Origin of the sequence: Cyclobacterium sp. (genome assembly GCF_014762705.1) — a bacterium.
Taxonomy (GTDB): Bacteria; Bacteroidota; Bacteroidia; order Cytophagales; family Cyclobacteriaceae; genus Cyclobacterium.
Genome location: NZ_JABURL010000024.1, coordinates 53,778 through 78,385 on the forward strand (window position 1 = coordinate 53,778; position 24,608 = coordinate 78,385).

At 42.1% G+C, this 24,608-nt stretch carries 24 protein-coding genes; 7 read left to right on the forward strand and 17 right to left on the reverse strand.

The annotated features are described in order from the left end of the window. Positions 1-50 precede the first annotated feature (50 nt). The gene (locus HUJ21_RS03935; RefSeq protein ID WP_291367498.1) at positions 51-494 is read right to left on the reverse strand and encodes a peroxiredoxin; all 444 of its coding nucleotides are present in this window, start codon (positions 492-494) and stop codon (positions 51-53) included. Between the two features lie 154 nt (positions 495-648). On the opposite strand from HUJ21_RS03935, the gene HUJ21_RS03940 reads away from it, so the two are divergent. After that, positions 649-1,470: a DMT family transporter gene (locus tag HUJ21_RS03940; protein ID WP_291367537.1), complete on the forward strand. Its 822-nt coding sequence runs from the start codon at positions 649-651 to the stop codon at positions 1,468-1,470. A gap of 61 nt (positions 1,471-1,531) precedes the next feature. Further along, a complete protein-coding gene (locus tag HUJ21_RS03945) occupies positions 1,532-3,013 on the forward strand; it encodes a nicotinate phosphoribosyltransferase (RefSeq protein WP_291367500.1) in 1,482 nt (493 codons plus the stop codon). 80 nt (positions 3,014-3,093) lie between these two features. Here the strand turns inward: HUJ21_RS03945 and HUJ21_RS03950 are convergent, their stop codons facing one another. The 3 genes from HUJ21_RS03950 to HUJ21_RS03960 all read right to left on the reverse strand — a co-directional run bounded on the left by HUJ21_RS03950 (position 3,094) and on the right by HUJ21_RS03960 (position 6,219). Beyond that, positions 3,094-3,624, reverse strand: coding sequence for an META domain-containing protein (locus HUJ21_RS03950; protein ID WP_291367502.1), 531 nt, complete (start codon positions 3,622-3,624; stop codon positions 3,094-3,096). A 172-nt stretch (positions 3,625-3,796) separates the two neighbouring features. Next, positions 3,797-4,345: a ferritin gene (locus HUJ21_RS03955; RefSeq protein ID WP_166143645.1), complete on the reverse strand. Its 549-nt coding sequence runs from the start codon at positions 4,343-4,345 to the stop codon at positions 3,797-3,799. Between the two features lie 17 nt (positions 4,346-4,362). Beyond that, complete coding sequence (locus tag HUJ21_RS03960) at positions 4,363-6,219, reverse strand: CocE/NonD family hydrolase (RefSeq protein WP_291367539.1); 1,857 nt, start codon at positions 6,217-6,219, stop codon at positions 4,363-4,365. 202 nt (positions 6,220-6,421) lie between these two features. Between HUJ21_RS03960 and kdsB the strand changes: the two genes are divergently transcribed. Then, complete coding sequence (gene kdsB / locus HUJ21_RS03965; RefSeq protein WP_291367504.1) at positions 6,422-7,156, forward strand: 3-deoxy-manno-octulosonate cytidylyltransferase; 735 nt, start codon at positions 6,422-6,424, stop codon at positions 7,154-7,156. Between the two features lie 42 nt (positions 7,157-7,198). Here the strand turns inward: kdsB and HUJ21_RS03970 are convergent, their stop codons facing one another. After that, entirely contained in the window at positions 7,199-7,903 is a 705-nt protein-coding gene (locus HUJ21_RS03970) for a 16S rRNA (uracil(1498)-N(3))-methyltransferase (protein ID WP_291367506.1), read from the reverse strand. Between the two features lie 102 nt (positions 7,904-8,005). Here HUJ21_RS03970 and HUJ21_RS03975 point away from each other — a divergent pair, with 102 nt between their 5' ends. Beyond that, the gene (locus HUJ21_RS03975; RefSeq protein WP_291367508.1) at positions 8,006-8,461 is read left to right on the forward strand and encodes a GAF domain-containing protein; all 456 of its coding nucleotides are present in this window, start codon (positions 8,006-8,008) and stop codon (positions 8,459-8,461) included. 4 nt (positions 8,462-8,465) lie between these two features. Here HUJ21_RS03975 and HUJ21_RS03980 read toward each other — a convergent pair whose 3' ends face one another. Then, entirely contained in the window at positions 8,466-9,632 is a 1,167-nt protein-coding gene (locus tag HUJ21_RS03980) for a DUF5009 domain-containing protein (RefSeq protein WP_291367510.1), read from the reverse strand. Between the two features lie 171 nt (positions 9,633-9,803). Here HUJ21_RS03980 and HUJ21_RS03985 point away from each other — a divergent pair, with 171 nt between their 5' ends. The 3 genes from HUJ21_RS03985 to HUJ21_RS03995 all read left to right on the forward strand — a co-directional run bounded on the left by HUJ21_RS03985 (position 9,804) and on the right by HUJ21_RS03995 (position 13,389). Then, positions 9,804-11,201, forward strand: coding sequence for a Gfo/Idh/MocA family oxidoreductase (locus HUJ21_RS03985; RefSeq protein WP_291367512.1), 1,398 nt, complete (start codon positions 9,804-9,806; stop codon positions 11,199-11,201). Between the two features lie 103 nt (positions 11,202-11,304). After that, on the forward strand, positions 11,305-12,057 hold the full coding sequence (locus tag HUJ21_RS03990; RefSeq protein WP_291367514.1) for a glucosamine-6-phosphate deaminase: 753 nt from the start codon (positions 11,305-11,307) through the stop codon (positions 12,055-12,057). Positions 12,058-12,072: 15 nt separating this feature from the next. Then, a complete protein-coding gene (locus HUJ21_RS03995) occupies positions 12,073-13,389 on the forward strand; it encodes a sugar MFS transporter (RefSeq protein WP_291367516.1) in 1,317 nt (438 codons plus the stop codon). A gap of 1 nt (position 13,390) precedes the next feature. Here the strand turns inward: HUJ21_RS03995 and HUJ21_RS04000 are convergent, their stop codons facing one another. The 11 genes from HUJ21_RS04000 to HUJ21_RS04050 all read right to left on the reverse strand — a co-directional run. Continuing rightward, the gene (locus HUJ21_RS04000) at positions 13,391-13,996 is read right to left on the reverse strand and encodes a nucleotidyltransferase family protein (protein ID WP_291367518.1); all 606 of its coding nucleotides are present in this window, start codon (positions 13,994-13,996) and stop codon (positions 13,391-13,393) included. 13 nt (positions 13,997-14,009) lie between these two features. Next, a complete protein-coding gene (locus HUJ21_RS04005; protein ID WP_291367520.1) occupies positions 14,010-15,482 on the reverse strand; it encodes a hypothetical protein in 1,473 nt (490 codons plus the stop codon). Between the two features lie 11 nt (positions 15,483-15,493). Next, positions 15,494-18,343 carry a carboxypeptidase-like regulatory domain-containing protein gene (locus HUJ21_RS04010; RefSeq protein ID WP_291367541.1) on the reverse strand — a complete coding sequence of 950 codons (2,850 nt, stop codon included), beginning with the start codon at positions 18,341-18,343 and terminating at the stop codon, positions 15,494-15,496. Positions 18,344-18,781: 438 nt separating this feature from the next. Beyond that, complete coding sequence (locus HUJ21_RS04015) at positions 18,782-19,591, reverse strand: ferritin-like domain-containing protein (protein WP_291367521.1); 810 nt, start codon at positions 19,589-19,591, stop codon at positions 18,782-18,784. A gap of 16 nt (positions 19,592-19,607) precedes the next feature. Continuing rightward, a complete protein-coding gene (locus HUJ21_RS04020) occupies positions 19,608-20,342 on the reverse strand; it encodes a ferritin-like domain-containing protein (protein WP_291367523.1) in 735 nt (244 codons plus the stop codon). Between the two features lie 236 nt (positions 20,343-20,578). Next, the gene (gene gldC / locus HUJ21_RS04025) at positions 20,579-20,917 is read right to left on the reverse strand and encodes a gliding motility protein GldC (RefSeq protein WP_166143620.1); all 339 of its coding nucleotides are present in this window, start codon (positions 20,915-20,917) and stop codon (positions 20,579-20,581) included. 172 nt (positions 20,918-21,089) lie between these two features. Further along, on the reverse strand, positions 21,090-21,758 hold the full coding sequence (locus tag HUJ21_RS04030) for a 3-oxoacid CoA-transferase subunit B (protein ID WP_291367527.1): 669 nt from the start codon (positions 21,756-21,758) through the stop codon (positions 21,090-21,092). A gap of 12 nt (positions 21,759-21,770) precedes the next feature. After that, positions 21,771-22,466 carry a CoA transferase subunit A gene (locus tag HUJ21_RS04035; RefSeq protein ID WP_291367529.1) on the reverse strand — a complete coding sequence of 232 codons (696 nt, stop codon included), beginning with the start codon at positions 22,464-22,466 and terminating at the stop codon, positions 21,771-21,773. Continuing rightward, positions 22,456-23,409 carry a bifunctional riboflavin kinase/FAD synthetase gene (locus tag HUJ21_RS04040; protein WP_291367531.1) on the reverse strand — a complete coding sequence of 318 codons (954 nt, stop codon included), beginning with the start codon at positions 23,407-23,409 and terminating at the stop codon, positions 22,456-22,458. The genes HUJ21_RS04035 and HUJ21_RS04040 overlap by 11 nt, the downstream gene beginning before the upstream one ends. Further along, the gene (truB, locus tag HUJ21_RS04045) at positions 23,396-24,085 is read right to left on the reverse strand and encodes a tRNA pseudouridine(55) synthase TruB (RefSeq protein WP_291367543.1); all 690 of its coding nucleotides are present in this window, start codon (positions 24,083-24,085) and stop codon (positions 23,396-23,398) included. The genes HUJ21_RS04040 and truB overlap by 14 nt, the downstream gene beginning before the upstream one ends. Next, the coding region (locus tag HUJ21_RS04050) for an undecaprenyl-diphosphate phosphatase (RefSeq protein ID WP_291367533.1) at positions 24,085-24,608 on the reverse strand (524 nt) is incomplete at its 5' end. The genes HUJ21_RS04050 and truB, both read right to left, overlap by 1 nt.

Below are 24,608 nucleotides of genomic sequence, written 5' to 3' on the forward strand. Positions count from 1 at the left end.
AGAATCGAATACAAACAATAAAAAAGGGGCTTTATTAAGCCCCTTTTTTATTAATAATTAGCCAGCATTTTCTGAATATGAGCTTTGGCATTGAGCATGTCCTGGAATACGTCCTTTATAACATGTCCTTTGTCCAATAGGTAAGTAACCCTCTTGGGAATTCCAATAAGAGGAACCAGGGCATCATATTTTTTGCATACTTCACCTGATGTATCTGATAGCAATTCAAAGGGTAGGTTATTTGCTTTTTTAAATCGCAAATGAGTGGCGATATCGTCTTTGCTGATTCCTATAACTGGTAGATCCAGGTCTTTAAAATCGGCAAATTGATCCCTGAACTCACATGCCTGAGCGGTGCATCCCCCGGTAAAATCCTTCGGATAAAAATAAATTACACAGGCTTTGCCAAAAAGATCCCTGGAAAGTTTAAAATCAGTTCCTGAGGTGGAAGGTAAAGTGAAGTCTGGTGCTTTTTTTCCTTTCTTTAATCCCATTTTTTTTATTGTTTAACAACCGTTACAAAATTAAGTTTGTAAAAAGGGCATTTTATTGCGGTTCAGGAACCAATTTTTTCTAATGTTGCTTTTAATAGGAAATTTTCTTTTCGTGATAAAATAATCTGTTTTGAGTAATGAAAGTGTCCGACACATGTTGTTGGCAAGTTTTTTTTTCGCCCTTATGAATGTGACGGTCAAGTTTTTACCTCATATTCCCGCCATCGAAATCATACTTTTCAGATCTGTTTTCAGCTTTATTTTCAGTTTTTTGATTTTGAAAAGACAAGGGGTTCCGGTTTTGGGCAACAATAAAAAATTATTGATCACGAGAGGAGCAGTGGGGTCCATAGGATTGATTACATTTTTTTATACCCTGCAAAACATCCCACTGGCCAGTGCAGTAACCATTCAATATTTAGGTCCAATTTTCACCAGTATTTTAGGGATTTTTATAGTTAATGAAAAAGTAAGACCCATTCAGTTTTTTTACTTTGCCATTGCTTTTTCAGGGGTTCTGATGATTGAAGGATTTGATTCCCGGATTGATCCTTTATTTTTGGGAATTGGTGTAACCTCGGCCCTGTTCTCAGGTCTGGCATATAATGTGATCAGAAAATTAAAAAATACCGAACATCCCCTGGTTATCGTTTTTTATTTTCCTCTAGTGACCATTCCTATTGCCGGTGTTTTGAGCTATTATTTTTGGATTACACCTGAAGGTTGGGATTGGCTGTTGTTGCTTTTGATTGGCATCTTGACCCAATTTGCGCAATATTTCATGACCATGGCCTATCAAAATGCCAATTTGGCTAAAGTGGCCAGCTTGAATTACATTGGGATCATCTATGCCCTGGGTTTTGGTTTTGTTCTTTTCAATGAAACCTACAATATCTGGACATATGGTGGCATGTTGCTGGTACTTTCAGGAGTGATCATGAATTTGTTCAATTCGAGAAGAGGTAGGATAAATTAAGAGTTAAATGATGGATTAAGCCGTTGAAACCTGTAAATTTGAGCTTCACAATACTATTTTTATGAAAATCACAAAAGATCTTTACCAAAGTTCACTGACCTTATTGACTGATTTTTACCAGTTTACCATGGCATATGCCTATTGGAAATCTGGAAAAGCAGAGGAAGAAGCAGTTTTCAATCTTTTTTTCAGGAAAAATCCCTTTCAAAGTGGTTTTACCATTGCCGCAGGATTGGATTATGTCATTGATTATTGCCGGAACATGAAGTTTACGGATCAGGATCTGGCTTATCTGGCAGATATGACGGATGCCAAAGGAAACAGGGAATTCGATCCTGAATTTATTACCTATTTAAAAAACCTTACTTTTAGTTGTGATGTAGATGCGGTTGAGGAAGGAGAGGTGGTTTTTCCCAATATGCCCATTGTAAGGGTAAAGGGACCATTGATCCAGTGCCAACTTCTGGAAACACCTTTACTGAATATCATTAATTTCCAGACTTTGATTGCCACAAAGGCGGCAAGGATTGTACTGGCTGCCAATGGGGATCCTGTGATGGAATTTGGATTAAGGAGAGCTCAGGGCATAGACGGGGCACTGGCAGCAAGCAGGGCTTCTTACATAGGAGGTTGTTCTTCTACCTCCAATGTAATGGCAGGTAAACTTTTTGATATTCCGGTTTCTGGCACCCATGCCCATAGCTGGATCATGTCATTCGACAATGAAATGGAAGCCTTCGAAGCATATGCAGCCACCTTTCCCGACGATACCATATTGTTGGTAGACACTTATGACATTACACAGGGTGTAAGGAATGCCATAGTCATTGCCCAAAGGTTGAGAGAAAAGGGAAAACAACTGAAGGGGATTCGTATTGATTCGGGAGATTTGGCCTATTTCAGTATTATGGCCAGGGAAATGTTGGATAAGTCTGGATTCCCCGAAGTGAAAATTGTTGCGAGTAATGATCTCGATGAACACATCATTACCTCACTTAAAATGCAGGAAGCGGCCATAGACATCTGGGGCGTAGGTACCAAGTTGGTGACCGCTTTCGATCAGCCTGCCTTGGGGGCTGTTTACAAGCTTTCTGCCTTGAAAAATGCTGATGAGGAATGGATTCCGAAGATCAAGTTGTCCCAGCAATCGATAAAAATAAATATCCCCGGTTATCATAATGTATTAAGGTTCACCACCCAGGGAAAAGCCATTGCGGACATGATTTATTTAGAAGGGGTAGACCAGGGACACAAGGTTACGATCATTGATCCAAACGATCCAACCAGGAGGAAAAAGATATCTGTGGAGAATGCGGAAGCTGAGATTTTGCTAAAACCTATTTTTTCAAAAGGAGAAAAAGTATATCACAGACCAGCTATCCATCAAATCAGGCAAAGAACTCAGGACAGGTTGGCTGCTTTTGATAAAACACACAAAAGATTGATCAATCCACATATTTATCCAGTGGGCCTGGAGGCCAGTTTGTATGAATTCAGGACTAACCTGGTATTGAAGGCTAAATCCTTGGAAAATGGGAATTGAATAGAACTGAAAAATAATAATGATGTATTGGTTCTGACCAGAAAAAAAAATAGGGTAGGTGTTAATCTTTTAGATTTAGGTTAAAATCCCACTGGAATCCAGGCCATAATCTTTGGTATTTCAAAGGGATTGTTATTATCATCCTCCAGTTTTTTCATTTTCATGATTTCTAAATTACCGCAGGAAAAGGAAAGCGTTCCTTCCTCATCTATATCAAAAGTATGAGCTGATTTTAAGACCGTAAGAAAAATGTCTTCCCCATTTCCTTCACACAACTTTTCTGTCATTCCCATGAACCCCAGCACATCAATACCGTTTCCTTCCAGGTAGGTGAGGATGCTGAAAATATTACAACCCGTGTGGCCAAAGGCTGTTTTATTGACAGTGTCAAAATAAAGGGTAGGTTTTTTATCAGGAAAGAGCTCATCAAATGGCTTGAATTTATCATAGATATAACTCAATTCCCATAAACCCTCCAGTTCTTTCTGAGAGGTTGTTTTTTTCGATTTTTCAGGAAAGGGTTCTACTTCAATGGTATCGGGGATCTGGGAAAAACCCAAGCCTGCTATCAGGAAAAATAAAACCATCCAAATGGAAAATAATTTTTTCATGAGTGTAGGGTTTATTGTCAAAGGAAATATAAGGATTAATTGATAAGAATAAAATAAATTACTCAAAAATTAAGCCATAAACCAATTCTCGATTGGAAGATGTTCCTTAATAAAAAACCCTTCAAGAAATTTGATCTTGAAGGGCTTCTGTTGAGAGAATAAATTTTTTGTGCTATTCCTTGGTTGCTGTGGCGGAATGCAATTTACCCATTTCCTGATCAATTGTCCATAGTCCAATGCCTTCCTCACCAATGATTTCAAAAATCTCCAGGGCTCTTCTGGCTAATGTCTCTTCTTCCCTTTGCTCGGTAACAAACCATTGCATAAAGCTAAAGGTTGCAAAATCTTTTACGTTGAAACAATGGTCGACAATGCTATTGATGGATTTCGTCACTGCAATTTCATGCTCAAGGATAAGTTCAAAGACCTCCCTGAGAGAATTAAAATGTTGCCGGATATTGGTGATTTCTGGTTGGATGGCATGTCCTCCTGCCTCGTTGATATACCGGAACAATTTTAACATGTGACCCCGCTCTTCTTCCGCATGGTCATAGAGAAAGCTGGCAGAATTGGAAAATCCCTGCATCTCAGCCCATGAAGCCATAGAAAGATAATAAGCGGAAGATTTCCCCTCCATTTCTACCTGCTTGTTGAGTTTATTTTCCGTATCCATGAGCAGTGACCTTTTTAAGGTTACTATTTCTTTTTCTTTGGTTTTCATATACTTTTTCGTTTATATTATTCTTTTGGCAATACCATAACATTTATTTTACTCGGAAAATTTCCCGTGTGAAATACTTTATGCAAGGCTTTAACAAAATCTTCTTCTGAGGCTTCAAAGATATTATCCACATATTTCTGAGGATTTCTGTCTATTAATGGAAACCAGGTACTTTGAACCTGAATCTGTATTTTGTGTCCTTTCTTAAAGGTATGATAAACATCCTGTAATTGAAAGTCTACATCGGTAATTTGGTCGGGAATAAAGGGACTTGGTTTTTCAAAACTTTCCCTGTACCTGCCTCTGATTACCTCAGATCGTACCATTAGGTGGTAATTCCCCATGTCTACTCCATCCAGAACATATGGGTGGTTGGGATAATCTCCCGGAAAAACATCAATGAGCTTCACAACCCAATCAGCATCTGTCTGGGAGGTCGCGACTTTTAATTGGGCCATGATTTCTCCTGCAAGTGTCAGGTCCTCTTCCAATACCGGGGTTTCGAAGGTCAATACATCGGGTCTCCTTGCCGCAAAGCGCTGATCGTCGGCCATATATTTCCGGGGGGTAAATGTAATTTTGATATCCTGGCTGTAAGGTACGGGATTGGCAGGGTCTGATTCAAAGGACGAAAACCTGTTTCCCTCAGGTTTTTCCGTGGAAAGCCCTCCATTTTGCTGAAAGTAAAAGCTTTTCCACTCACTTTCCTTTGGCGGCCATTCTTGAAATGCTTCCCATTTATTCAATCCCGTATCAAACATATAAGCTTCAGGCAACCCAGGCTTACCTGTTGATTCGGCTTTAAGAAAATGATGGAAAAATTCCCGTTCCACCTCTTTTTGGTACCAGGTGGAGATGGAATCCCCAAAATACATATTGGATATTACTTGCGAACCCGTTTCTCTTGACCAGTCTCCGTGCGACCAGGGACCCATTACCAGGCTGTTGTACGTATCGGGATTATTTTTTTCTATGGTCTTGTAAATATTCAAAGGGCCATATAAATCTTCTGCATCAAACCAGCCTCCAACGACCATCACAGCGGGTGAGACATCCTTCAAATGCGGAATAATGCTTCTTTTTTGCCAGAATTCATTGTAGTCCGGATTGTTTTTCAATTGCTGCCAAAAGAAATTGTCGGCACCATAGTATTTGTCAGCATTCTTTAATGGTCCCATATCCATGAAAAATTGATATCCATCATTGGTACCGGGATTGACCATGTCGTACCAGGCTTCTGTCGTCGGCTCTTCCTTTTGATAACCAAATACGGAAGTGGCCAACCAATAACTTAGGAAATAAGCGCCATTGTGGTGAAAATCGTCAAAATAGAAGTCTCCTATTGGTGCCTGGGGAGATACAGCCTTAAGATTGGGATGGGCATAGGGCAAGGCCGCAGCACTGTAAAATCCGGGGTAACTGATGCCCCATTGACCCACTTTGCCATTGTGGTTGTCCACATTGGCCAACAACCATTCTATGGTATCATAGGTATCTGTGCTTTCGTCGATATCATGCGGATTACCGCTTCTTTCGTTCAAAGTGGGCCGCATATTGTCATAGCTTCCTTCAGACATCCACCTTCCACGAACGTCCTGATAGACAAATATATACCCGTCTTTCATCAGAAAAGGGGAAGGCCCCAGGCTGTTTTTCAGGTTTCCTTCTCCGTAAGGTCCTGCACTGTAAGGGGTTCTTTGCATTAACATCGGATAAGTTTTGGAGGTATCCAAGGGGCTGTAAACCACCGTATGCAGCAGGGTACCATCCCGCATGGGGATAGTATATTCTTTTTTCTCGTAATTCTGTACCACATAATCGGCTTGCTCCTGCCCAAAAGTAAGTTGGAAGGATAAAACCAGGAGCAAGGACATCAGCCAAAGGCTTTTTACATGATTTTTCATAAGACATTTTTTTTCAGCTTGGGTACATTCCGGTAATACCAAAGCTTATTTCCCTATTTTGAAGTAATTTTCATTAGTTTTACAACTCAATATTTTACGGCTTCCGGAAGAACAAAACCAATTTTTCGATTGAAGCTGGTAACCGTTAAAGTTAAAACAGTATTTCCAATAAATGAAGACCATTGCATTAATTCCTGCAAGATTTGGGGCTACCAGGTTCCCAGCCAAGCTTTTGTCAGATTTAAGGGGAAAACCTTTGATTGCAAGAACTTACCTCAGTACCCTGGCAACCGGTGTTTTTGATGAGGTCATGGTGGTAACTGATCATAAGGACATTGCCAGGGCGGTAGTAAATGAAGGTGGTAAAGTGTTTTTTAGCCGAAAAGAGCATGAAAGTGGTTCGGACAGGATTGCCGAAGCAGCAGAATCCATTGAGGCAGATATCATTGTAAACGTTCAAGGTGATGAACCCTTTCAAGACAAAAGTTCTCTTTCGGATTTGATAGCCGTTTTTGCTGATCCCCAGGTAAAAGTAGCCTCATTGATGAGTTCAATTAAAGGGCATGAGCTCATTCAAAACCCAAACATCGTCAAGGTGGTGGTTGATGCAAATAATTTTTCCCTTTATTTCAGTCGCTCAGCAGTTCCTTTTCAACGGAATGAAAATAGCACCCCTGAATATTACAGGCATATTGGGATTTACGCCTATAAAAAGGAATTGTTAATGGCATTCACGGGATGGGAGAAATCCACATTGGAAAAAACAGAAATGTTGGAACAGTTGAGGTTGCTCGAAAATGGATATAAGATCAAAATGGTGAAGACCAATCACCAGGCCGTGGCCATAGATGTACCTGAGGACCTCGACAAGGCCCTTGCCTACTATGATGCCTTTTTTGGGCAATAATATCTCCAGAGAGAGCCGTTTGCCAGAAAACTGATTTTATTTTTAAACATGAAGTAAATTAAGGGTATGCACCACAGCTAGTCCGGCTGTTTCTGTTCTCAACCGATGCTTGCCCAGCGAACAAGGTTTAAAGCCTTTTTCCAGGGCCATAGCTACTTCTCCGGGACTGAAATCACCCTCCGGGCCAACCAAAACCAGATAGGATTGATTGGGTTCGGCCAAATGGAACAAATGTTTGGTGTTTTCCTTGTCCAGATAGGCGATGTATCGTTCGTGGTTGGTAAAAGCGCTGTCTGAAATAAAATCTTCAAATTCAGTAATTTCATTCAATACAGGCAGCCATGCTTTAAAGCTTTGCTTGCAGGCAGCAATCAGTTTTTTGGTCAGGCGATCAAAATTGACCTGGCTTCTTTCAATGTGGTTGGTTTTGAGAAAGGTTATCTCATTGAAGCCTATCTCTGTGATTTTTTCCAGCATCCACTCCATGCGGTCCAGATTCTTTGTTGGAGCTATGGCCAAATGAATATGGAATTTTTCCAAAGGGGAGAAATCCTGGGCGATAATCTTTAATTTACATCTCTTGGGATGGTTGTCCTCAACCATACAAGTAAAGAATGACCCCTTGCCATTGGTGAAAAGGACAGTATCCCCAATATTTTTTCTTAAAACCTTTACCAAATGATTGGATTCCTTTCCTTCCAACTCAAAAGATTCTCCACTGATGTGTTCTTCAAAAAACAATTGCATTTGCCGGATTTTTGTTTTTTCTTGTCGCAAATATAACCTGAAAATGTAAGTAGTAATTCCTTATTGTAGCAGATATTTATTCACCAAAGAAATTTGTCATATATGAAGGCCAAAACACTCATAGATTTAATTAAAACCAGTCCTGATCCCGATTGGCAGCATTGGTTGGAAGAAACGCTTGCAGCATTTGATTGTGTAACGGGCACGTTGCATGTGTTGGGCAAAGAAAGTGATCTTTTGGAATTAAAGGCCCAGGTAGGTATACCGGATTTTTTATTGCCAAAAATGTCCCAGATCCCTGTGGGGAAAGGGATGGCGGGTATTGCCGCCGAAAGAAAAGAAGCTGTGCAGGTATGTAACCTGCAAACTGATGCCTCGGGAGTTGTACGGCCGGGAGCCAAAGACACCAAGGTGGAAGGAGCCATTACCGCTCCCATGCTCTTGGATGGGGTTCTCTATGGCACACTTGGCATAGCCAAAAAGGATCCTTACGAATTTTCCGATGAGGAAACCCATGCTTTGATGCAAATTGCTTCCGCCATGGCAAAGGCAGTTTAATGACTTACACTTTAACAAATATTTTAAGGCGATAAAGGATATAAAGAAAAATCCAAACCAGCATAAATGCACCAAATGCCTGAAATACGGGATGCCAATCCTCTGGTAGTGGGGCATATAGGCCACCAAATAATTTGGTGCTGGTGTAATTGAAATTGATAAAGCTGTAGGCAAAGTAAACTGTCAGTGAATTCAGACCGATAACCTGGAAAAAAAAGGCCCACTTTCTGATTTTCCAAACATCAATGACCAAATAAAACATCAATAGAAACAAGAAAGCCATTCCTGAAGTCAGAAGGATAAAAGAGCTAGTCCAAAGGTGTTTGTTGATCGGGAAGTGCAGGCTCCAGAGTAAACCGACAGCGATTCCCAAAATTCCCGCCAGGGCAAGGTATTTAATTTTTCGGTTATCCAGCCAGGCTTTACCCAGAATTTCCCCGGCCAGTGTTCCAAAGAGGGTAAGGCATAAGGCTGGTATTTGGGTTAAAATTCCCAATTCGTCATAGTTCCCCTGTAACATTCTTCCCGGAAGGAAAGTCCTGTCAAACCAGCCTACCAGGTTTCCTTCTATACTCAGGTCTCCTGCGCCATAACCAGGTACTGGGATTAAATACAAAGCCGCATAATACAACAACAGTATGCCCAATCCTGTGACAAGTCGTTTGGTAAAGTCAAGGTTTAAAAACAAAAGGGTAGATACAAAAGTAGCCAATCCAATCCTGCCCAGTACACTGCCCAACCTTATCTGATCCGGCTCGAAAAAGGGGATGGGGGCATTTTTATAGAGAATGCCTAATAAAATCAAAATCAGCATTCTGATAAATGTTTTCCTGTAGAGGTTGAATTTCGAAAAACCCATAGATCTGCCCTTATTCAATGAAAAAGTCAGGGAAACCCCGGCAATGAATAAAAATAAGGGAAAGATAAAATCATAAAAAGTAAAACCGTTCCACTCAGGATGGGTAAGTTGATCTGCTATCCAGTCCAGCGCCGCTATTCCAGTTTTACCTTTTAACAAGACCAGAAATGTACCTCCTCCTGCAATCAGCAACATATCGAAGCCTCTCAGGGCATCAATGGATAGTAATCGCCTGGATTTTGTTGGGTCTGCAGAAATAGGGGACTCCAGTTCAGGATCTTTTTTGAGGCCTTCTTGAGTGGTTTTATTCATGATTAATATATTAGGTAAAATGGGTTTTTACTTGTAAATCACCTTTGATTTAAAGGTTTGCTTCCAATATATTTTATTTTTCTGAATTTAAAAAGTATTTTTATTCCTTCCATTGGATACTGGTATGAAGTGCCAATGGTTGGTTTTTGTAAATATGTGTTAATTGTCAAGATGAAAAAGAATAGAAGAGATTTTCTAAAAGTTGGAAGTTTGCTTGGCTTGGCGGGTTTATCTGGCTGGTCTTCAGAAGTAAAGGCTGCCCCTATGAAGAAAAGGGCGGCTTTAGCCAATTTCAATATGAGTGGTTTTGCAGCGCCACCCTTGGAAAAAGTAAGGATAGGATTTGTAGGTCTTGGAAACCGGGGGCCAGGAGCTGTGGTGCGAATGAGCAAAATCGAAGGGGTAGAGATCAAAGCTTTGTGTGATCTCAGGCCGGAAAGAATAGCACATGTCAAAGACAGAATAAAAGATACCCCCCATAAACCTGCAGTCTATACCGGCTCAGAAGAGGCCTGGAAGAAAATGTGTGAATCAGAGGATTTAGACCTGATCTATATCGCTACTCCCTGGTACCTGCATGCACCTATGGCGGTATACGCCATGGAGCAGGGCAAACATGCGGCTACGGAAGTTCCTGCAGCCATAAGCCTGGAAGAATGCTGGCAGCTGGTAGAAACTTCCGAAAAAACCAAAAAACATTGCATGATGCTGGAAAATACCTGCTACGATTTTTTTGAATTGCTCACCCTAAATCTTGCCAGGCAAGGTTATTTTGGGGAGATCATTCACGGAGAAGGGGCTTATATTCACGATATTCTGGAGGGTAATTTTTCCAAAACCAAGTATTACGATATGTGGCGGCTAAAGCAAAACCTGCGCAACGGAAACCTTTACCCCACCCATGGTTTGGGCCCTGTAGCCCAGATCATGAATATCAACCGGGGTGATCAGATGGATTATCTGGTTGCCGTTTCAAGCAATGATTTCATGATGGGAGAAAAAGCCAAAGCACTTGCCGCTGAGGACGATTTTTACAAGGAATTTGCGGGAAAAAGCTTTCGGGGCAATATGAATACCACAACTATTAAAACGTATCGGGGTCGAACCATTATGTTGCAACATGATGTCACTTCTCCCAGGCCCTATTCCAGGCTGCATACCATCAGTGGCACAAAAGCCTATGCTCAAAAATATCCCGAACCGGGCAAAATATCAACCGGTCATGAAGGCTGGTTGTCTCAAGAAGCCATGAAGGAATTGGAAGAAGGTTTTTATCCTCCCATTGTAAAGAAAATCGGTGAACTTGCCAAACAAATTGGCGGCCATGGTGGTATGGATTTTTTGATGGATTGGCGTTTGATAGATTGCCTGAGAAACGGCATCCCTCTGGATATGGATGTATATGATGCTGCTAGCTGGAGCGCTATCGCCCCTTTGAGTGAATGGTCTGTTTCCAATAGAAGTGAAAACATTGATGTACCCGATTTTACAAGAGGTGCCTGGAGAAACAATCAGCCTGTAGATGTGGAATTGAGCAAAGGCGGAAATACCAATATTTTGACGGGTTAATCAAAGAACCGGAAGGGAAAAACAGCCAATCCTATAAAAGCTTTTGCTTTTGCCCGCTTTTTCCACCACTTTTAAGATTTATTACCATCAATAAACCATTTGAATGAAAATTTATAAGCGAAAAAATCCGCGAGATTTGGGCAAATTGGCAGGAGATCATGCTGCTGAGGCCATACTTTCAGCCATTAGTAAAAAAGGATCTGCCAATATTATTCTTGCTACAGGAACCAGCCAATTTGAAACGATCAAAACTTTATTGACCCATCAGGAAATAGACTGGAGCAAAGTAACCATGTTTCATCTGGATGAATATCTGGGATTGCCCATGACCCACCCGGCCAGTTTCCGGAAATACCTTAAGGAAAGGTTTTTGGATGAAGTGAAGCAGTTAAAGGCCTATCACCTGATTGATGGAGAAAAAGATCCACAGGAAGAAACAGAGCGATTGGGAAAGCTGATTTTAGCACAACCCATAGATGTGGCACTGGTGGGTATTGGAGAAAACGGACATTTGGCATTCAATGACCCTCCTGCTGATTTTTCTACCGAAGTGCCTTATCTGGTGGTAGATCTCGATGAGGCCTGCCGTAAACAGCAATTGGGCGAAGGTTGGTTTCCTGACCTGGAGGCAGTACCAAAACAAGCCATCAGTATGTCTATCCAGCAAATCATGAAGTCAAAACAAATCATTTGTTCTGTTCCGGATGAAAGAAAAGCACAGGCTGTAAAATCCTGTCTGGAAAATAAGGTAAGTCCTGAATTTCCGGCCAGTATTCTTCAGGAGCATCCTGATTGTTCCCTTTACCTGGATGAAGCTTCGGCTTCGCTTTTAAGTCATAAGGTATCTTATAATTGATCACTTGAAGAGAAAATGCAGAAGACCCAGACCGTTGAAATTGGTTCATTAAACCCAAAACAAACCTATATATCCATAGCCATAATTGGTGGTTTGTTTTTTATTTTTGGATTTGTTTCCTGGGTCAATGCAATTTTGATCCCTTATTTTAAAATTGCCTGTGAACTGAATAATTTTCAGTCTTATCTGGTTGCTTTTGCATTTTATATTTCCTACTTCATTTTCTCCGTTCCAGCCTCTTACTTGTTGAAAAATGTAGGATTTAAAAAAGGGATGATGGTTGGTTTTTGGGTCATGGCTCTGGGGGCTTTCGTTTTCGTGCCTGCTGCCATGGGTAGAACTTATGAATTGTTCCTTTTGGGCTTGTTTATGATAGGTGCCGGATTGGCGGTCTTGCAAACGGCAGCTAACCCCTACATAACCATTCTTGGACCAAAGGAAAGTGCGGCGCAGCGGATCAGCATCATGGGCATTTTGAACAAGGGAGCCGGGATATTGGCACCTTTAATTTTTGCTGCTGTGATACTTAGGGTTTCAGATGATGAGATCATTTCTCAACTGCCTGCAATGGGTGAACTGGAAAAAAACATATTCCTGGATGAGTTGATCAGTAGGGTGATCATTCCCTACGCCATCGTGGGGACAGTCTTGGTTATTTTGGGTATTTTGGTCAGGATTTCACCTTTACCAGAGATCAATACGGAGAATGAAACGGAAACAGTTTCCAAGGCCAATGCCAATAAGTCCTATATCCTGCAGTTTCCCCACTTGATTTTAGGAGCACTGGCCATTTTCCTTCATGTGGGTACACAGGTGATCGCCATCGATACTATCATGAGTTACGCCATCTCTATGGACATCTCATTATTGGATGCCAAGGTTTTTCCATCCTACACACTTGCGGCGATGATTGCCGGTTATATTTTCGGAATTATTGTCATTCCCAGGTTTCTTTCTCAGGTCACTGTATTGAAAGCATTCACCACTATGGGCTTGATTTTTACTTTTGCTATCTTATGGATACAGGGAGGAGTAAATTTTTTGGGCATGCAGGTGGATATCTCCATTTGGTTTGTGGTACTTCTTGGATTGGCCAATTCATTGGTTTGGGCAGGGATTTGGCCACTGGCTTTGGATGGTCTGGGCAAATTCACCAAACTGGGGGCTTCCATTTTGATAATGGGGCTTTGCGGAAATGCTATTTTACCGATGATTTATGGCTATTTTGCCGATGAAATCGGACTTAGAGAAGCATACTGGGTACTGGTCCCCTGCTATCTTTACCTGATGTTTTATGCCTTTAAAGGTCATTCCATTAAAAAGTGGGCCTGAATCAATCAAAATGGGCCATATTACCAGCTAGCAAGGCTTCATAGTCTTTTTGGGTATCAATGTCTACCTTTCCAAGGTCAAATGGTACCGAAGCACTTTGATCGTCTTCCGAATTGATAATTTTTCTGGCACCTTCGGGCCCTTTAAGTTTTTCAAGGCTGGCAAAACAGCTTTGATCAAATAAGACCGGGACTCCAAGCCTGTTTTTATACAGGGAGGCAACTATCTTCTTTTCATGTTGGTTTTTTACCCTTATCAGCTCATCCAGGTGCTTTTTCTCAACAAAGGGCTGATCGGACAACATAATGACTGCCTGCTTCGCATTCGCTGATTTTTGAAGCATTTTTATCCCAAGACTCACAGAAGTGCCCATTCCCAGCTTCCAATCTGGATTCTCAACGATCACAGTTCCTAAATGACTGATTTGCTGCTCTATTTCATTTTTGTAGGCACCGGTTACCACAATTATGGGAAAAAAATTTGCATTTTGAGCAGTAAGGATGGCCCTTTCAATTAAAGTCTTTCCCTCGTATTTCAGAAGTTGTTTTGGATTTCCCAACCTGCTGGAATTTCCTGCAGATAGGATAATGGCTGCTGTCTGGTCCATTGGGTTTGTCAGGTTACCTCGGAAGATCATTGCCAATAAAGGCATTTGGATTAACTTTTGGAATGCTGCTTCCCCACTTTGCTTGCAGCGCATCTATAAAGTAATTGGCCAGAAAGGCATTTGCCCTGGCATTGGTATGCACCCCATCTACGGAAAACCCGCCATTGGGAGGGATTATGGAATTGGCCAAAGGTACTGATCCTGCATTGATGCTACCGGAAGCCACCTTGTCTAAAAAGTCATTGACATCTACCAGTACCAATCTTTCGTTTTGAGCAGCTACTGCTGCTTGAATGATGCCGTTAAAGGTATTGATTTTTTCTTCCAAAAAAACCTGTTCCTGAGGCAAAAGGACAAATTCATCACCTACTGGAACGGTAACTCCTATGATGGATGTTTGGTTACCCCCTACCGTTTGGCCCAGCACGGTTGCCAGTGTTAAAGCTACTTTGTCATTTTGCCGGCTCAGACGAATGGAAGGGATTCCCATACCACTGAGGTCGGTCAGGGTTTTGTCTTCCATGACAAACCCATTTAGACCAGCCTGGAAATTAATGGTGCGCATGTTTGTTTCTTCCGCTGAAAGCAGCCCTTCCTGTTGTGCCTGATTCAGTGCCTGATTGTAATCTGCAAAAGCCCCGTTTGCCAAAATGGCAAAAGCCTGGTTCAGGGGCAGAGCATTCCAACTCAAGGTGCTGAAAAAGGGAAGGGTATTCAAATCAGGGATATTTCCAACGGCGCCTTTTGACTGGGGATTGGCCTGTAGCATGCTGTTCAGAGCCGTATTGTACAGTTGCTCAAAATCTTCATCACTGGTTAACAACATGTCATTGGCACCTCCCTGAAGGGCGTAGGGGAGAACATCGTTTTTTCCCAACCAGAATACAAAAAATGTCCCTCCGTCAGCCAAAGCGGCAGAAGCATCCCCAATCAATGTAGAAGATCCCGGATTACTGGCAAAACGTGCATAATGCAAGTTAAACAGGGGATGGTCGGGGGTATTGATGTTTCCTGTTTGAGGAGATAATGCCGCTGCGAGATTCACCCCATTTACCCCAAAGTTATTGATCTCAGCCCGGTTTCCTTCAAAGGGAAGCAGGGGATTTCCCGGCACAATAGGGGCAGGGATTACGGTTCCGGAATTGGGATCGACCCGGAGTATCAGCCGTCCCAGGTTGCTTCCCGGAGGACTCAACACATAAGCGCCCACTTCTGCATTCACATCAGGCAGGTTAAAATCCCCTCCTCCGACTTTTTTGAGCTGTTCGGCCAAAATGGCAACAAAGGAATTTTGTTGACCGCGATTGTATAAAGCTCCATCCATTACTCCTGCGGTAACCGAGCTGCCAATAGCAATAACTTTGCTGAAATCGGCCTGTCCGGGATCGGGAATAGGACCAGTTGGCTCCGGGAAATCATAAAATCCATCACAAGCTCCCAATAACAAAAAGAGCATTAAAGAAAGGTACTGTATATTTCGATGCATTTTTTCAGGGTTTAATTTAACAACTCATCAAAGGTTATGGATAGGTAGTAAATGGCACCAATAGTGGGGCCCCCAAAATTCAGGAAATACCTGTTGTTGAAGATGTTTGAACCGCCCAGTTTTACCACAGATTTAAGACTTCTCAGCTTGTAGGATACCTGTGCGTCTACATTGTGTACCTCTGGCACATCTCCCCTTGCAAAAGAGGATTCCCAGCGAAATGCCGTTTGGTACCTGTAGCTCAGGTTGAATCCCATGTTTTTAGCGACTTTTCTATTCCCGAAATTGATATTGTACTTGTGTTCGGGAGTATTGAATTCTGAAAGGAAACCCTCCTCAAATGCAGTGATCAAACGGTTAAAGTTGTAGTTTCCACCTATGGTGTAATTATTGGGCAAGTTATAGGTGATACCAATAACAGCACCATGGGCCCTGACTTCACTGTCTACAATATTGGTATAGGTTTGGAAGGTGTTTTCCTGGCCGGGGATTGTTACAGGAGTCAATAGGGTAGGGGCATTGACAGCATTGATGGCTCCCTGGTCTGTGGCTGGGGAGGCACCTGGATAAACAGGGCCAGGTGCTTTTCTAATCGCTGTTTGAGAAATAAAATCGTTATATATATTGTAATAATAAGCCATGTCAATCAATAGCCGGTTGTCGGCAAGCAAACCCTTATAACCTATTTCGATGGAGTTGACTTGTTCGGGCCTTAATGCAGGTAAATCCTCAACTTGTTCCAAAAGATTGGTGGCAGCTGCTGACACCGGACTAGCACCTGCAGCCACAGCTTCTGAATACTGTTGTACGGAGGCCAGGGAAAAAGCATTTTCAAATACATTGTATTTTTCCCTGTAGTAAGGTAGCCCTGAAATCAACCTGGCTGACACCACATTTAAATCGATGTGTTGGGCCTGGGTAGTGGGCATACGGAATCCTGTCTGATAAGAAAGTCTGAAATTACTGTTCCCTTCTGTAAATACCCCGGAAATTCTTGGACTAAACTGTCCTTCAAAATTTTCATTCTTGTCATACCTGACAGATCCGGTGATCTTTAGTTTTTCGTCCAACATTCGTTTTGAAGCCTGGGTATAACCTCCGAATTCCGTAACAGAAATATCATTTCCCTCCACGTCTGCAAAAATGGTTCCATTGGACCTCAAGTCATAAATCCGGTAGGAAGCACCTACCTGAAGGTCTATGAAATCAATTTCATTCTTAAAATCATATTGGCCTTCTGCCATATACATTCTGGACCGGTCATTGAACAAAGAACCCTGGGGAATAAAATCAGCCCTGATATTTCGTTCCGAATTTTGAAATTCGCTCGTTCCGGGCAGGTATCTGCCTTGATCTGCCTGAGTCCTGGCGAAGCGATGTGCCTCTGCTTGCTGCTCAATGGAACCCAAGGTTCCCGGAGCGACTTGCTGCAAGGCCAGGGCACCCATGTAATTCAAGGTATATTCCCCAAACCATTGGGCATTTCCCTTCCATTCATCATTGATATTCACTCCTGTCAGATCGGCAATGTAGGAGTCTCCCGAATTTTCCCTGGTCGTGTATCCCCGCAAAAAATAATTGTCTGTTTTTAGCTCCAGTTTGTGTTGGGTAATATTGAAATTGTTTAATGAGTAGCGTTGAGCCCCGGTATATACAGATGTCCCGGAACCATAATTCAGGGTATAGGACAATTCTGCCTTGTCATTTAGCCGGTAATGAAGTGCACCGCTTACTTTGTAGTTTTTTGCCCCGTAATCGACCAGATCCCGCTCGTCATATCCTGTTCGCGAAACCACCTGATCTGGAATACTGGCAATATAACTACCCAGTCCAAAAGCATTGGCTTGCTGTTGTATGGCGCCGACATTTCTTAGCAGACCTATATTGTTGGAAACCTCATCTCCAAAAACATGGACCCTGTTTTCACCCGGATTAAATGACAAATCCCCCTGTGCTCCGGCATTGAGATCCGTTTGGTCGGTTCCATACCAGTCTTCCGCTTCCATAAATGTCGCACTTACCTTAAAGGCAAATTTATTGTTGAATGCCTGGGCATAGCGGAGGGATCCTTCAAACATGGGTTGAGGAGAAGCCGGCTCACCTGCCCTTCCAGCAACATGGTTTATGCCCTGCTTGTAAAAGGCACTTAATCCCTGGTATTCAAAGGGACTTTTGCTGTTTATCAGGAGAATTCCATTAAATGCATTGGGCCCATAAAGAGCTGAGGAAGCTCCGGGAATGAATTCCACACTTTCCACATCCAGTTCAGATGGGCCATTGAGGTTACCTATAGGAAAATTCAGGGCAGGGGCCTGGGTGTCCATTCCGTCTGTCAATTGTACAAAACGGGTATTGCCGGTAGAATTAAAACCTCTTGCGTTTAAAATTTGAAAATTTATGGATGTGCTGGTCACATCCACCCCTTTCAGGTTAGCAATTGCTTTATAATACGTATCGCTGGCTGTTTCCCGGATATCCAGGATATCCATTTTTTCAATCGTTACCGGTGATTGCAGAATACTTTCTTCCACCCTGGAAGCCGAGACTACCACCTCCTGACCCAACATGGTTTGTTCTTCCAGAATTACCTGTAGCCCGTTTACCTCATTATCCGTTATTTCGACTTCCTTACTGGCAAAGCCAATCATGGAAAATATCAAAGTCAGTGGTGGGGGTTGGCTGACAGTAAGGATGTAGTTACCATTCACATCTGTAATGGTTCCAATAACTTTACCCTTAACCAAAATATTGACCCCGATTAAAGGCTCATTGGTTTCGGATTCAAATACTTTTCCTGAAATGGATACGGTATTCTGGCCGTTGGTCTGAGCATTAAAAAGGAAATAACCCAGTATTGCCATCCAGAAGGATAATCTATATGCCTTTATAGATATGCTCATGATTTGTTTGGGTTTAGGTTAGCAAAATGCGTTAATTTGTCAGTCAAAATTTTATAATCATTATTTATATTTTAGAATTGGTATTGATACTTCATAGATAAATGATGAAACTGCGTTTTATTTTTAAACGGTTAATTTTAATTTAAGGTAATGAAAATTTAATTTATTTGCACCATTATTCCAATGAATAGCTGCTGGGTTTGGTGGGGTTTTAATGAAAATGCGATTAGTGCGAATAAAAAAAACAGGAGCAATTCATCCGATGTGGATAATTACTCCTGTATCTATTTCAGGCATTTATTTGGTTCTAAAATCTGCAGACCTGTTTCAGTACCAGGTCAAATCCAGACCATGGATGGTATAAAAAAACCTTTCTGATGCAGGTCCGGATTAGCGGATTCAGACTATAAATAAACCAGCTATAGTAAGTACTTCATTCTTATTAAGAGGCTCATCAAAGGATTCTGTCACCCCATCTGCACCAACAAGGCTAACTGTGGTAACATCTACTCCTCCTTGCACCACATTGTCCTCGCCATTATACACAGCCTGTGTTTGTGCGGGCATGCCTTCACCTCTCTGGTCCTGAAGAATCCAGCCTTTCAAACCCCTAAGTCTCCTCACTTCTGATGCATGTCTGGCCTCCACGGAATGAATCTGCAGCGCAGCGGTCAATAAGTCTCCATTAGAAATTAAGTTCCCCGCCTGCCCCTTGTAAGCCCGGACGCCTGTATCTTCAAAAGCTTGTGCTAAAGCCAAAAACTGTTGGTAATCCCCAAAAGGATTAAAGGCTCCTCCGGCGGTAAAATCGAAATCGGGTTTGGAAACCGGAGTGGCTCCCAGTGAATCGATGACAATTTTCAGTAAGTCTACATGGTGGACCTCATGAAATTTGATCAACTCAATAATAGAATGGTCCTTACCGGCAGGAATAAGACCATTTGTATCTAATCCCATTGTATAAAATTCCGCTTCCAGGTATTCCAGTGTCAATGCAAAATTAAGCACATCAGCCAGATCTTCCGAAGTCGCAGATTGGGCAGAAGCCTTGTTATTTGCTGCTACACCGGCAAGTGAAAGTGGTATTGCAGCAAATGCCGCTTTTTTACCTAATCCAACCAGTTTTTCAAAGGCATCTCTTCTTGATATGAAGTTTTCTATTCCTTCAGGCTTCACATCATAATTTTTTAATAATTTAAATATGTTCATGATTGCTTCCTCCGTTTTAAGATTTTGGTAATTGATTTGCATTTATTTTGTTAAGGATAAACGGGGATGCTGCTTCCAGGACTTTCCCGGGTTTAAACGCCCTGTCCAATCCATTGCCATCGATGACATCGCTTCCTGCAAATGACCTGGAATCCTCGTCCAAAACACTTCTGATAGCTGCTGCGTGTCTTCCCTCTACAGAAACAATTTTCCCGGCAATCAAAAGCAAATCAGCACTTTCAAATAGCCTCCCAGCACCATTGTAAGCAGCAACGCCAAGATCTTCAAAGGTTTTTGCAGTACTTAAGACACTATGCCGGTTGGAAAAATCCACCGTACTGAAGTCGAAAGTCAGGGAAATAATGGCCTTATCACCTAAGGCTGCCTTTAAGAAATCTCTATGGGCTACTTCATGCTTCCGTAAATCCTCCATGATCACCATTTCTTCATCAGATATACCATTGTAAGGCATGTTGACCACTTCAATGTAAAATGCAGCCTCAAGCTGTTCAAGTGCATAGGCATAGTTCAAAATCCCTGTGTCACCCCTGCCCAGATTTACCGTACGTGGGTGACCTTCGGGTTTACCCATTCCCTTGTCTGGGAGAATTTGCTCCAGGTGTTCACAACCTGAAATCAACAATCCGGAGGCCGCAAGTGTGGCTCCTCCGTATTTGATAAAAGATCTTCGTGAACCATTAAGTCGGGAAACCAAAGGGGTTTCCACATTTGATTTACTGGTTTTTGACATGATACTGTTGGTTATTGGTTAATAAATTATTGAAGCAAACCTTTAGCATGACTCATTTTTATAGTAAACCAAGGCTTAGCTACGGGATGAGCACCACTAAATGGTTTCCGTCAATCACTTACGAACCAATCAAACCTTTTGGATCTGCAAGGGGGGAAAGAATAAAAAAAATTACCTGTTTGGATAGGCAGGATATAAAAAAAAGCCCATGTTAAAATGGGCCATAAGTTTGAAATTTATTTGGATTTATTTTCCTCATTGACATGGGTTACCAGCCGGTCACAGAGGGATTTTATTTCTTCAGAAAAATATTCATCACCGGTGCTGTTCAAGATGGTTTGGCCCATGCCACCCAGAATATCGATGTAAAAACGCTTCATTTCGGCAACAGACATGTCATCGGTCCACAAGTCAATCCTCAAGGTGCTTTGATTGAGGTTGTCCCAGACGTTCAGACTGATACTTCTGGTTGATTCCATACCCTCAGCTTCTTTATCTGAGGCATCCCATTCTATGCTTTTGGGCAAATTTTTATCGTCCAGGGATACTGCAAATTTGATTTCGGATTTTTTCATTTTTTTTGTTTTGAGGAGGCAAAACTAACAAAGAATGATGAAATCGACACGATTAAAATCATCAATAAATATTCAAGGCAATGATTATTATAATCGTCAAAGATTCCATTGCCTGCCCCGACTTATCGGGGTGGCCATCAAGAAACAATTATAAAACAATAAACAGTCAGCATCAACCCAAATCAAAACTTTCCATTTCCGGAATTTCTCCCTTAATCACCAATTTGCCTTCTGTTTTACTTCTGATTTCATCCAACATTACTCCCGGCGCCCTTTCAAGTAGTTTAAATCCTCCTTCCGGAAGGATACTGAATACACCGAGATCGGTGAAAATTTTATGAACACATTTTACTCCGGTAATGGGCAATTTGCAATCCTTTAATAATTTGGAACTCCCGTCTTTGTGGCAATGGTGCATGGCTACAAAAAGCTTTGCTTCTGAGGCCACCAAATCCAAAGCACCTCCAACGCCTTTAATTAATCCGGAAGAAATTTTCCAATTGCTGATATCCCCATTTTCCGATACTTCAAGGGCACCCAGGATTGCAATATCTATATGGCCTCCCCTGATCATGGCAAATGCTTCGGCGGAATCGAACAAAGAAGAGCCTTTGACCATGGTGATCGTCTCTTTGCCGGCATTGACCAGGTCTGGATCGGTGTTGTCCGATTTTGGAAAAGGGCCTATGCCGAGCAAGCCATTTTCTGATTGCAAGACTACCTGCAGGTGGTCAGGGATATGATTGGCTACCAGCGTAGGGATACCAATACCTAAATTGATGTACTGGCCGTTTTTGATCTCTTTGGCTATCCTCTGGGCGATTTGGGTTTTGCTTAGCATTTGTAGGGAGGATTAGGCGGAAACAGTGACGTTTTCAATTCTTTTTTCATAGATTTCTCCCTGAAATATACGCTGCACGTAAATTCCCGGAGTATGGATGTGATTGGGGTCCAATTCACCAGCAGGCACCAATTCCTCCACTTCGGCAATGGTGATTTTACCGGCAGCAGCCATCAGGGGATTGAAGTTTCTGGCAGTACCCCTGTAAATCAGGTTACCTGCCGTATCTCCTTTCCAGGCCTTAATCAAGGCAAAATCTGCTTTGATCCATCTTTCCAATAAATATAACCTGCCATCAAACTCCCTGATTTCCTTGCCTTTGGCCACATCAGACCCTATTCCTGCAGGGGTGAAAAATGCGGGAATACCGGCACCTCCTGCCCTTATTCGCTCAGCAAGGGTTCCCTGTGGAATAAGTTCCAATTCAAGTTCTCCTGCGGTATATTGTTTTTCGAATTCTTCATTCTCTCCAACATAGCTGGCAATTAACTTTCTGATCATTCTTTTTTTCAATAAAAGGCCGATTCCAAAATCATCCACTCCGGCATTATTGGATATGCATGTCAGGTTCTTCAGATGGCGATGGATAAGGGCTTGAATGGAAGCCTCCGGTATCCCGCAAAGACCAAAACCACCCAATAACAATACTGCCCCGTCAGCGATATCGCTTGTGGCTTCCGAAGCATTGGCTACCCTTTTATCTATCATGCGTATCCCTTTTTCTTTTATCAAAAAAATCCCCTGCAACTTGCCGGTCCTTTTCTAGTTGGGCTTTCAGGTCCTCTAAATTTGCGAATTTTTTTTGTGCCCTCAAAAAGTCAAGAAGAAAGACCCGAATGTTCTCACCATAAATTTCCTTTTGAAAGTGGAGTATATGGACTTCTATACTTTTTTTGGCTCCGCTTACTGTAGGTCTGTTGCCTATATTCAGCATACCATCAAAGCTTTCATTTCCTATTTCAACAGTTACCAGATAAGCCCCATCTGCCGGAATCAGTTTATCCGGTTCCTCCACTTTTATATTGGCCGTGGGGAATCCCATGGAACGACCGATTTTATCCCCCTGAACTACGGTTCCTTCCAGTTGGTAAGGCCTCCCTAAAAACTCATTGGCAATGGCGATGTTGCCCTTGTTCAGGGCTTTTCTTATTTTTGTACTGCTAATGCCAATATCATCAATATCCTGACGGGGGATCTCTTCAAGATCAAAATTGTATTTTTCTTGTTGGGCTTTTAAATGTTCAAAACTTCCAGCCCTGCCTTTGCCAAACCGGTGGTCATACCCTATTACCAGTTTTCTGGTTTTAATCTTTTGGACCAATATTCCCTGGATAAATTCATCCGATGTAAGTGCTGCAAATTCAGGGGTGAATGGAATGCTGATCAAATGATCAATTCCGAAATGCTCCAGCAAAACTGTTTTTTCCGAAAATGTATTTAGCAATTGTATGCCGTGATTTTCAGGAGATAAAACCATTCTGGGATGGGGCCAAAAGGAAACCAATACGGTTTCTCCCTGAATGGTATGGGCAATGTCCTGCAATCTTTTGAGAATTTTTTGGTGTCCAAGGTGTACACCGTCAAAGGTTCCAATAGTTACTACCGGGTTTTTAAAATTGGGTAAATCAGCAAGAGATTTATAAATTTTCATGCTGCTCACTTTTAATTTTGTCTATCAGTAATTCCAGTTTCCAGGCATTTTCCAGCCTGAACTCTCCGATGGCTGTCCTTTTTAATGCAGAAAGATAGGCACCCACCCCAAGCAGCTCTCCCAGATCCCTTGCAATGCTTCGGATATAAGTTCCTTTGGAACAAACAATTTTAAAATGGATTTCAGGCAAATCAATACCGGTTATTTCAAAGGTTTTTACAGTTACCGGCCGGGGATCCAATTTAACTTCAATGCCTTTTCTGGCTGATTCATATACCCTTTTTCCATCTTTCCTGATGGCAGAATGATGGGGGGGGATTTGCATGATGTCACCTGTCAGGGATTGGGCAGCCTGTATAATCTCCTCTTTTTCTAAGTGGGAAGGATCGGCTATTTGCTTTACTTCTCTTTCCAGGTCGAAAGATTCAGTGGTTTTACCAAGTACAAAAGAGCCCTCATATTCCTTCTCCCTCGCCTGATATTTTTCTATATTTTTTGTTTCCTTTCCTGCACAGATGATCAATAAGCCGGTTGCCAATGGGTCCAGGGTCCCGGCATGCCCCACCTTTTTTACTTTCAGGGCATTTCTGATTTTTTTTACCACATCAAATGAAGTCCATTGATAAGGTTTGTCCACCAGAAATACAGCTCCATATGGTTTTTCCGGCCTGTCCATTAAAACCATACTGATGATATGGCCAATAGGCCAACGACCAAACAATAAACAGAAAAATAACTCAGCTTACTCTTCCTTACCAGTTGAATCATCCAGGTACAGGCAAGTAAGCCCGCAATAAATGCCGCGATAAATGCCACAAGCATGGTGGTAAATTGTTCGTTTTGGTAGGTAAGCGCACCATCTAATATATCTTTTCCTATTTTACCCAAAATCAGTGGGACTACCATGAGAAAGGAAAATCTCGCTGCCCTGTTTTTATCAATACCCAATAAGACGGAAGTAGAAATGGTGGCTCCGGACCGGGAAATTCCGGGCAACATGGCCACTGCCTGCGCCAAGCCAATGATGACCGAATGTGAAAAAGAAACCGGCTTCCCGGTATTTTTTGCTCTGTCAGCCAGAAAAAGAAGTATTGCCGTAACCAATAGCATAAATCCAACGAAAACTACCTTACCTCCAAAAAGTTGTTCCAGCTGCTCCTCAAAAAGCAAACCTATGACCACGGCAGGTATCATAGAAA

What these genes read in the sequence shown, in the direction of transcription:
- HUJ21_RS04010 (WP_291367541.1), bottom strand. Translation starts at nt 18,343, where the DNA reads ATGGCAATACTGGGTTATTTCCTTTTTAATGCTCAGACCAACGGCCAG.
- gldC (WP_166143620.1), bottom strand. Translation starts at nt 20,917, where the DNA reads ATGAAAAAATCCGAAATCAAATTTGCAGTATCCCTGGACGATAAAAAT.
- HUJ21_RS04005 (WP_291367520.1), bottom strand. Translation starts at nt 15,482, where the DNA reads ATGCATCGAAATATACAGTACCTTTCTTTAATGCTCTTTTTGTTATTG.
- HUJ21_RS03940 (WP_291367537.1), top strand. Translation starts at nt 649, where the DNA reads ATGTTGTTGGCAAGTTTTTTTTTCGCCCTTATGAATGTGACGGTCAAG.
- HUJ21_RS04030 (WP_291367527.1), bottom strand. Translation starts at nt 21,758, where the DNA reads ATGCTAAGCAAAACCCAAATCGCCCAGAGGATAGCCAAAGAGATCAAA.
- HUJ21_RS03935 (WP_291367498.1), bottom strand. Translation starts at nt 494, where the DNA reads ATGGGATTAAAGAAAGGAAAAAAAGCACCAGACTTCACTTTACCTTCC.
- HUJ21_RS04020 (WP_291367523.1), bottom strand. Translation starts at nt 20,342, where the DNA reads ATGTCAAAAACCAGTAAATCAAATGTGGAAACCCCTTTGGTTTCCCGA.
- HUJ21_RS03955 (WP_166143645.1), bottom strand. Translation starts at nt 4,345, where the DNA reads ATGAAAACCAAAGAAAAAGAAATAGTAACCTTAAAAAGGTCACTGCTC.
- HUJ21_RS03975 (WP_291367508.1), top strand. Translation starts at nt 8,006, where the DNA reads ATGAAGGCCAAAACACTCATAGATTTAATTAAAACCAGTCCTGATCCC.
- HUJ21_RS03950 (WP_291367502.1), bottom strand. Translation starts at nt 3,624, where the DNA reads ATGAAAAAATTATTTTCCATTTGGATGGTTTTATTTTTCCTGATAGCA.
- HUJ21_RS04040 (WP_291367531.1), bottom strand. Translation starts at nt 23,409, where the DNA reads ATGAAAATTTATAAATCTCTTGCTGATTTACCCAATTTTAAAAACCCG.
- truB (WP_291367543.1), bottom strand. Translation starts at nt 24,085, where the DNA reads ATGGACAGGCCGGAAAAACCATATGGAGCTGTATTTCTGGTGGACAAA.
- HUJ21_RS03980 (WP_291367510.1), bottom strand. Translation starts at nt 9,632, where the DNA reads ATGAATAAAACCACTCAAGAAGGCCTCAAAAAAGATCCTGAACTGGAG.
- HUJ21_RS04000 (WP_291367518.1), bottom strand. Translation starts at nt 13,996, where the DNA reads ATGGACCAGACAGCAGCCATTATCCTATCTGCAGGAAATTCCAGCAGG.
- HUJ21_RS03945 (WP_291367500.1), top strand. Translation starts at nt 1,532, where the DNA reads ATGAAAATCACAAAAGATCTTTACCAAAGTTCACTGACCTTATTGACT.
- kdsB (WP_291367504.1), top strand. Translation starts at nt 6,422, where the DNA reads ATGAAGACCATTGCATTAATTCCTGCAAGATTTGGGGCTACCAGGTTC.
- HUJ21_RS04015 (WP_291367521.1), bottom strand. Translation starts at nt 19,591, where the DNA reads ATGAACATATTTAAATTATTAAAAAATTATGATGTGAAGCCTGAAGGA.
- HUJ21_RS03970 (WP_291367506.1), bottom strand. Translation starts at nt 7,903, where the DNA reads ATGCAATTGTTTTTTGAAGAACACATCAGTGGAGAATCTTTTGAGTTG.
- HUJ21_RS03995 (WP_291367516.1), top strand. Translation starts at nt 12,073, where the DNA reads ATGCAGAAGACCCAGACCGTTGAAATTGGTTCATTAAACCCAAAACAA.
- HUJ21_RS04035 (WP_291367529.1), bottom strand. Translation starts at nt 22,466, where the DNA reads ATGATAGATAAAAGGGTAGCCAATGCTTCGGAAGCCACAAGCGATATC.
- HUJ21_RS03990 (WP_291367514.1), top strand. Translation starts at nt 11,305, where the DNA reads ATGAAAATTTATAAGCGAAAAAATCCGCGAGATTTGGGCAAATTGGCA.
- HUJ21_RS03985 (WP_291367512.1), top strand. Translation starts at nt 9,804, where the DNA reads ATGAAAAAGAATAGAAGAGATTTTCTAAAAGTTGGAAGTTTGCTTGGC.
- HUJ21_RS03960 (WP_291367539.1), bottom strand. Translation starts at nt 6,219, where the DNA reads ATGTCCTTGCTCCTGGTTTTATCCTTCCAACTTACTTTTGGGCAGGAG.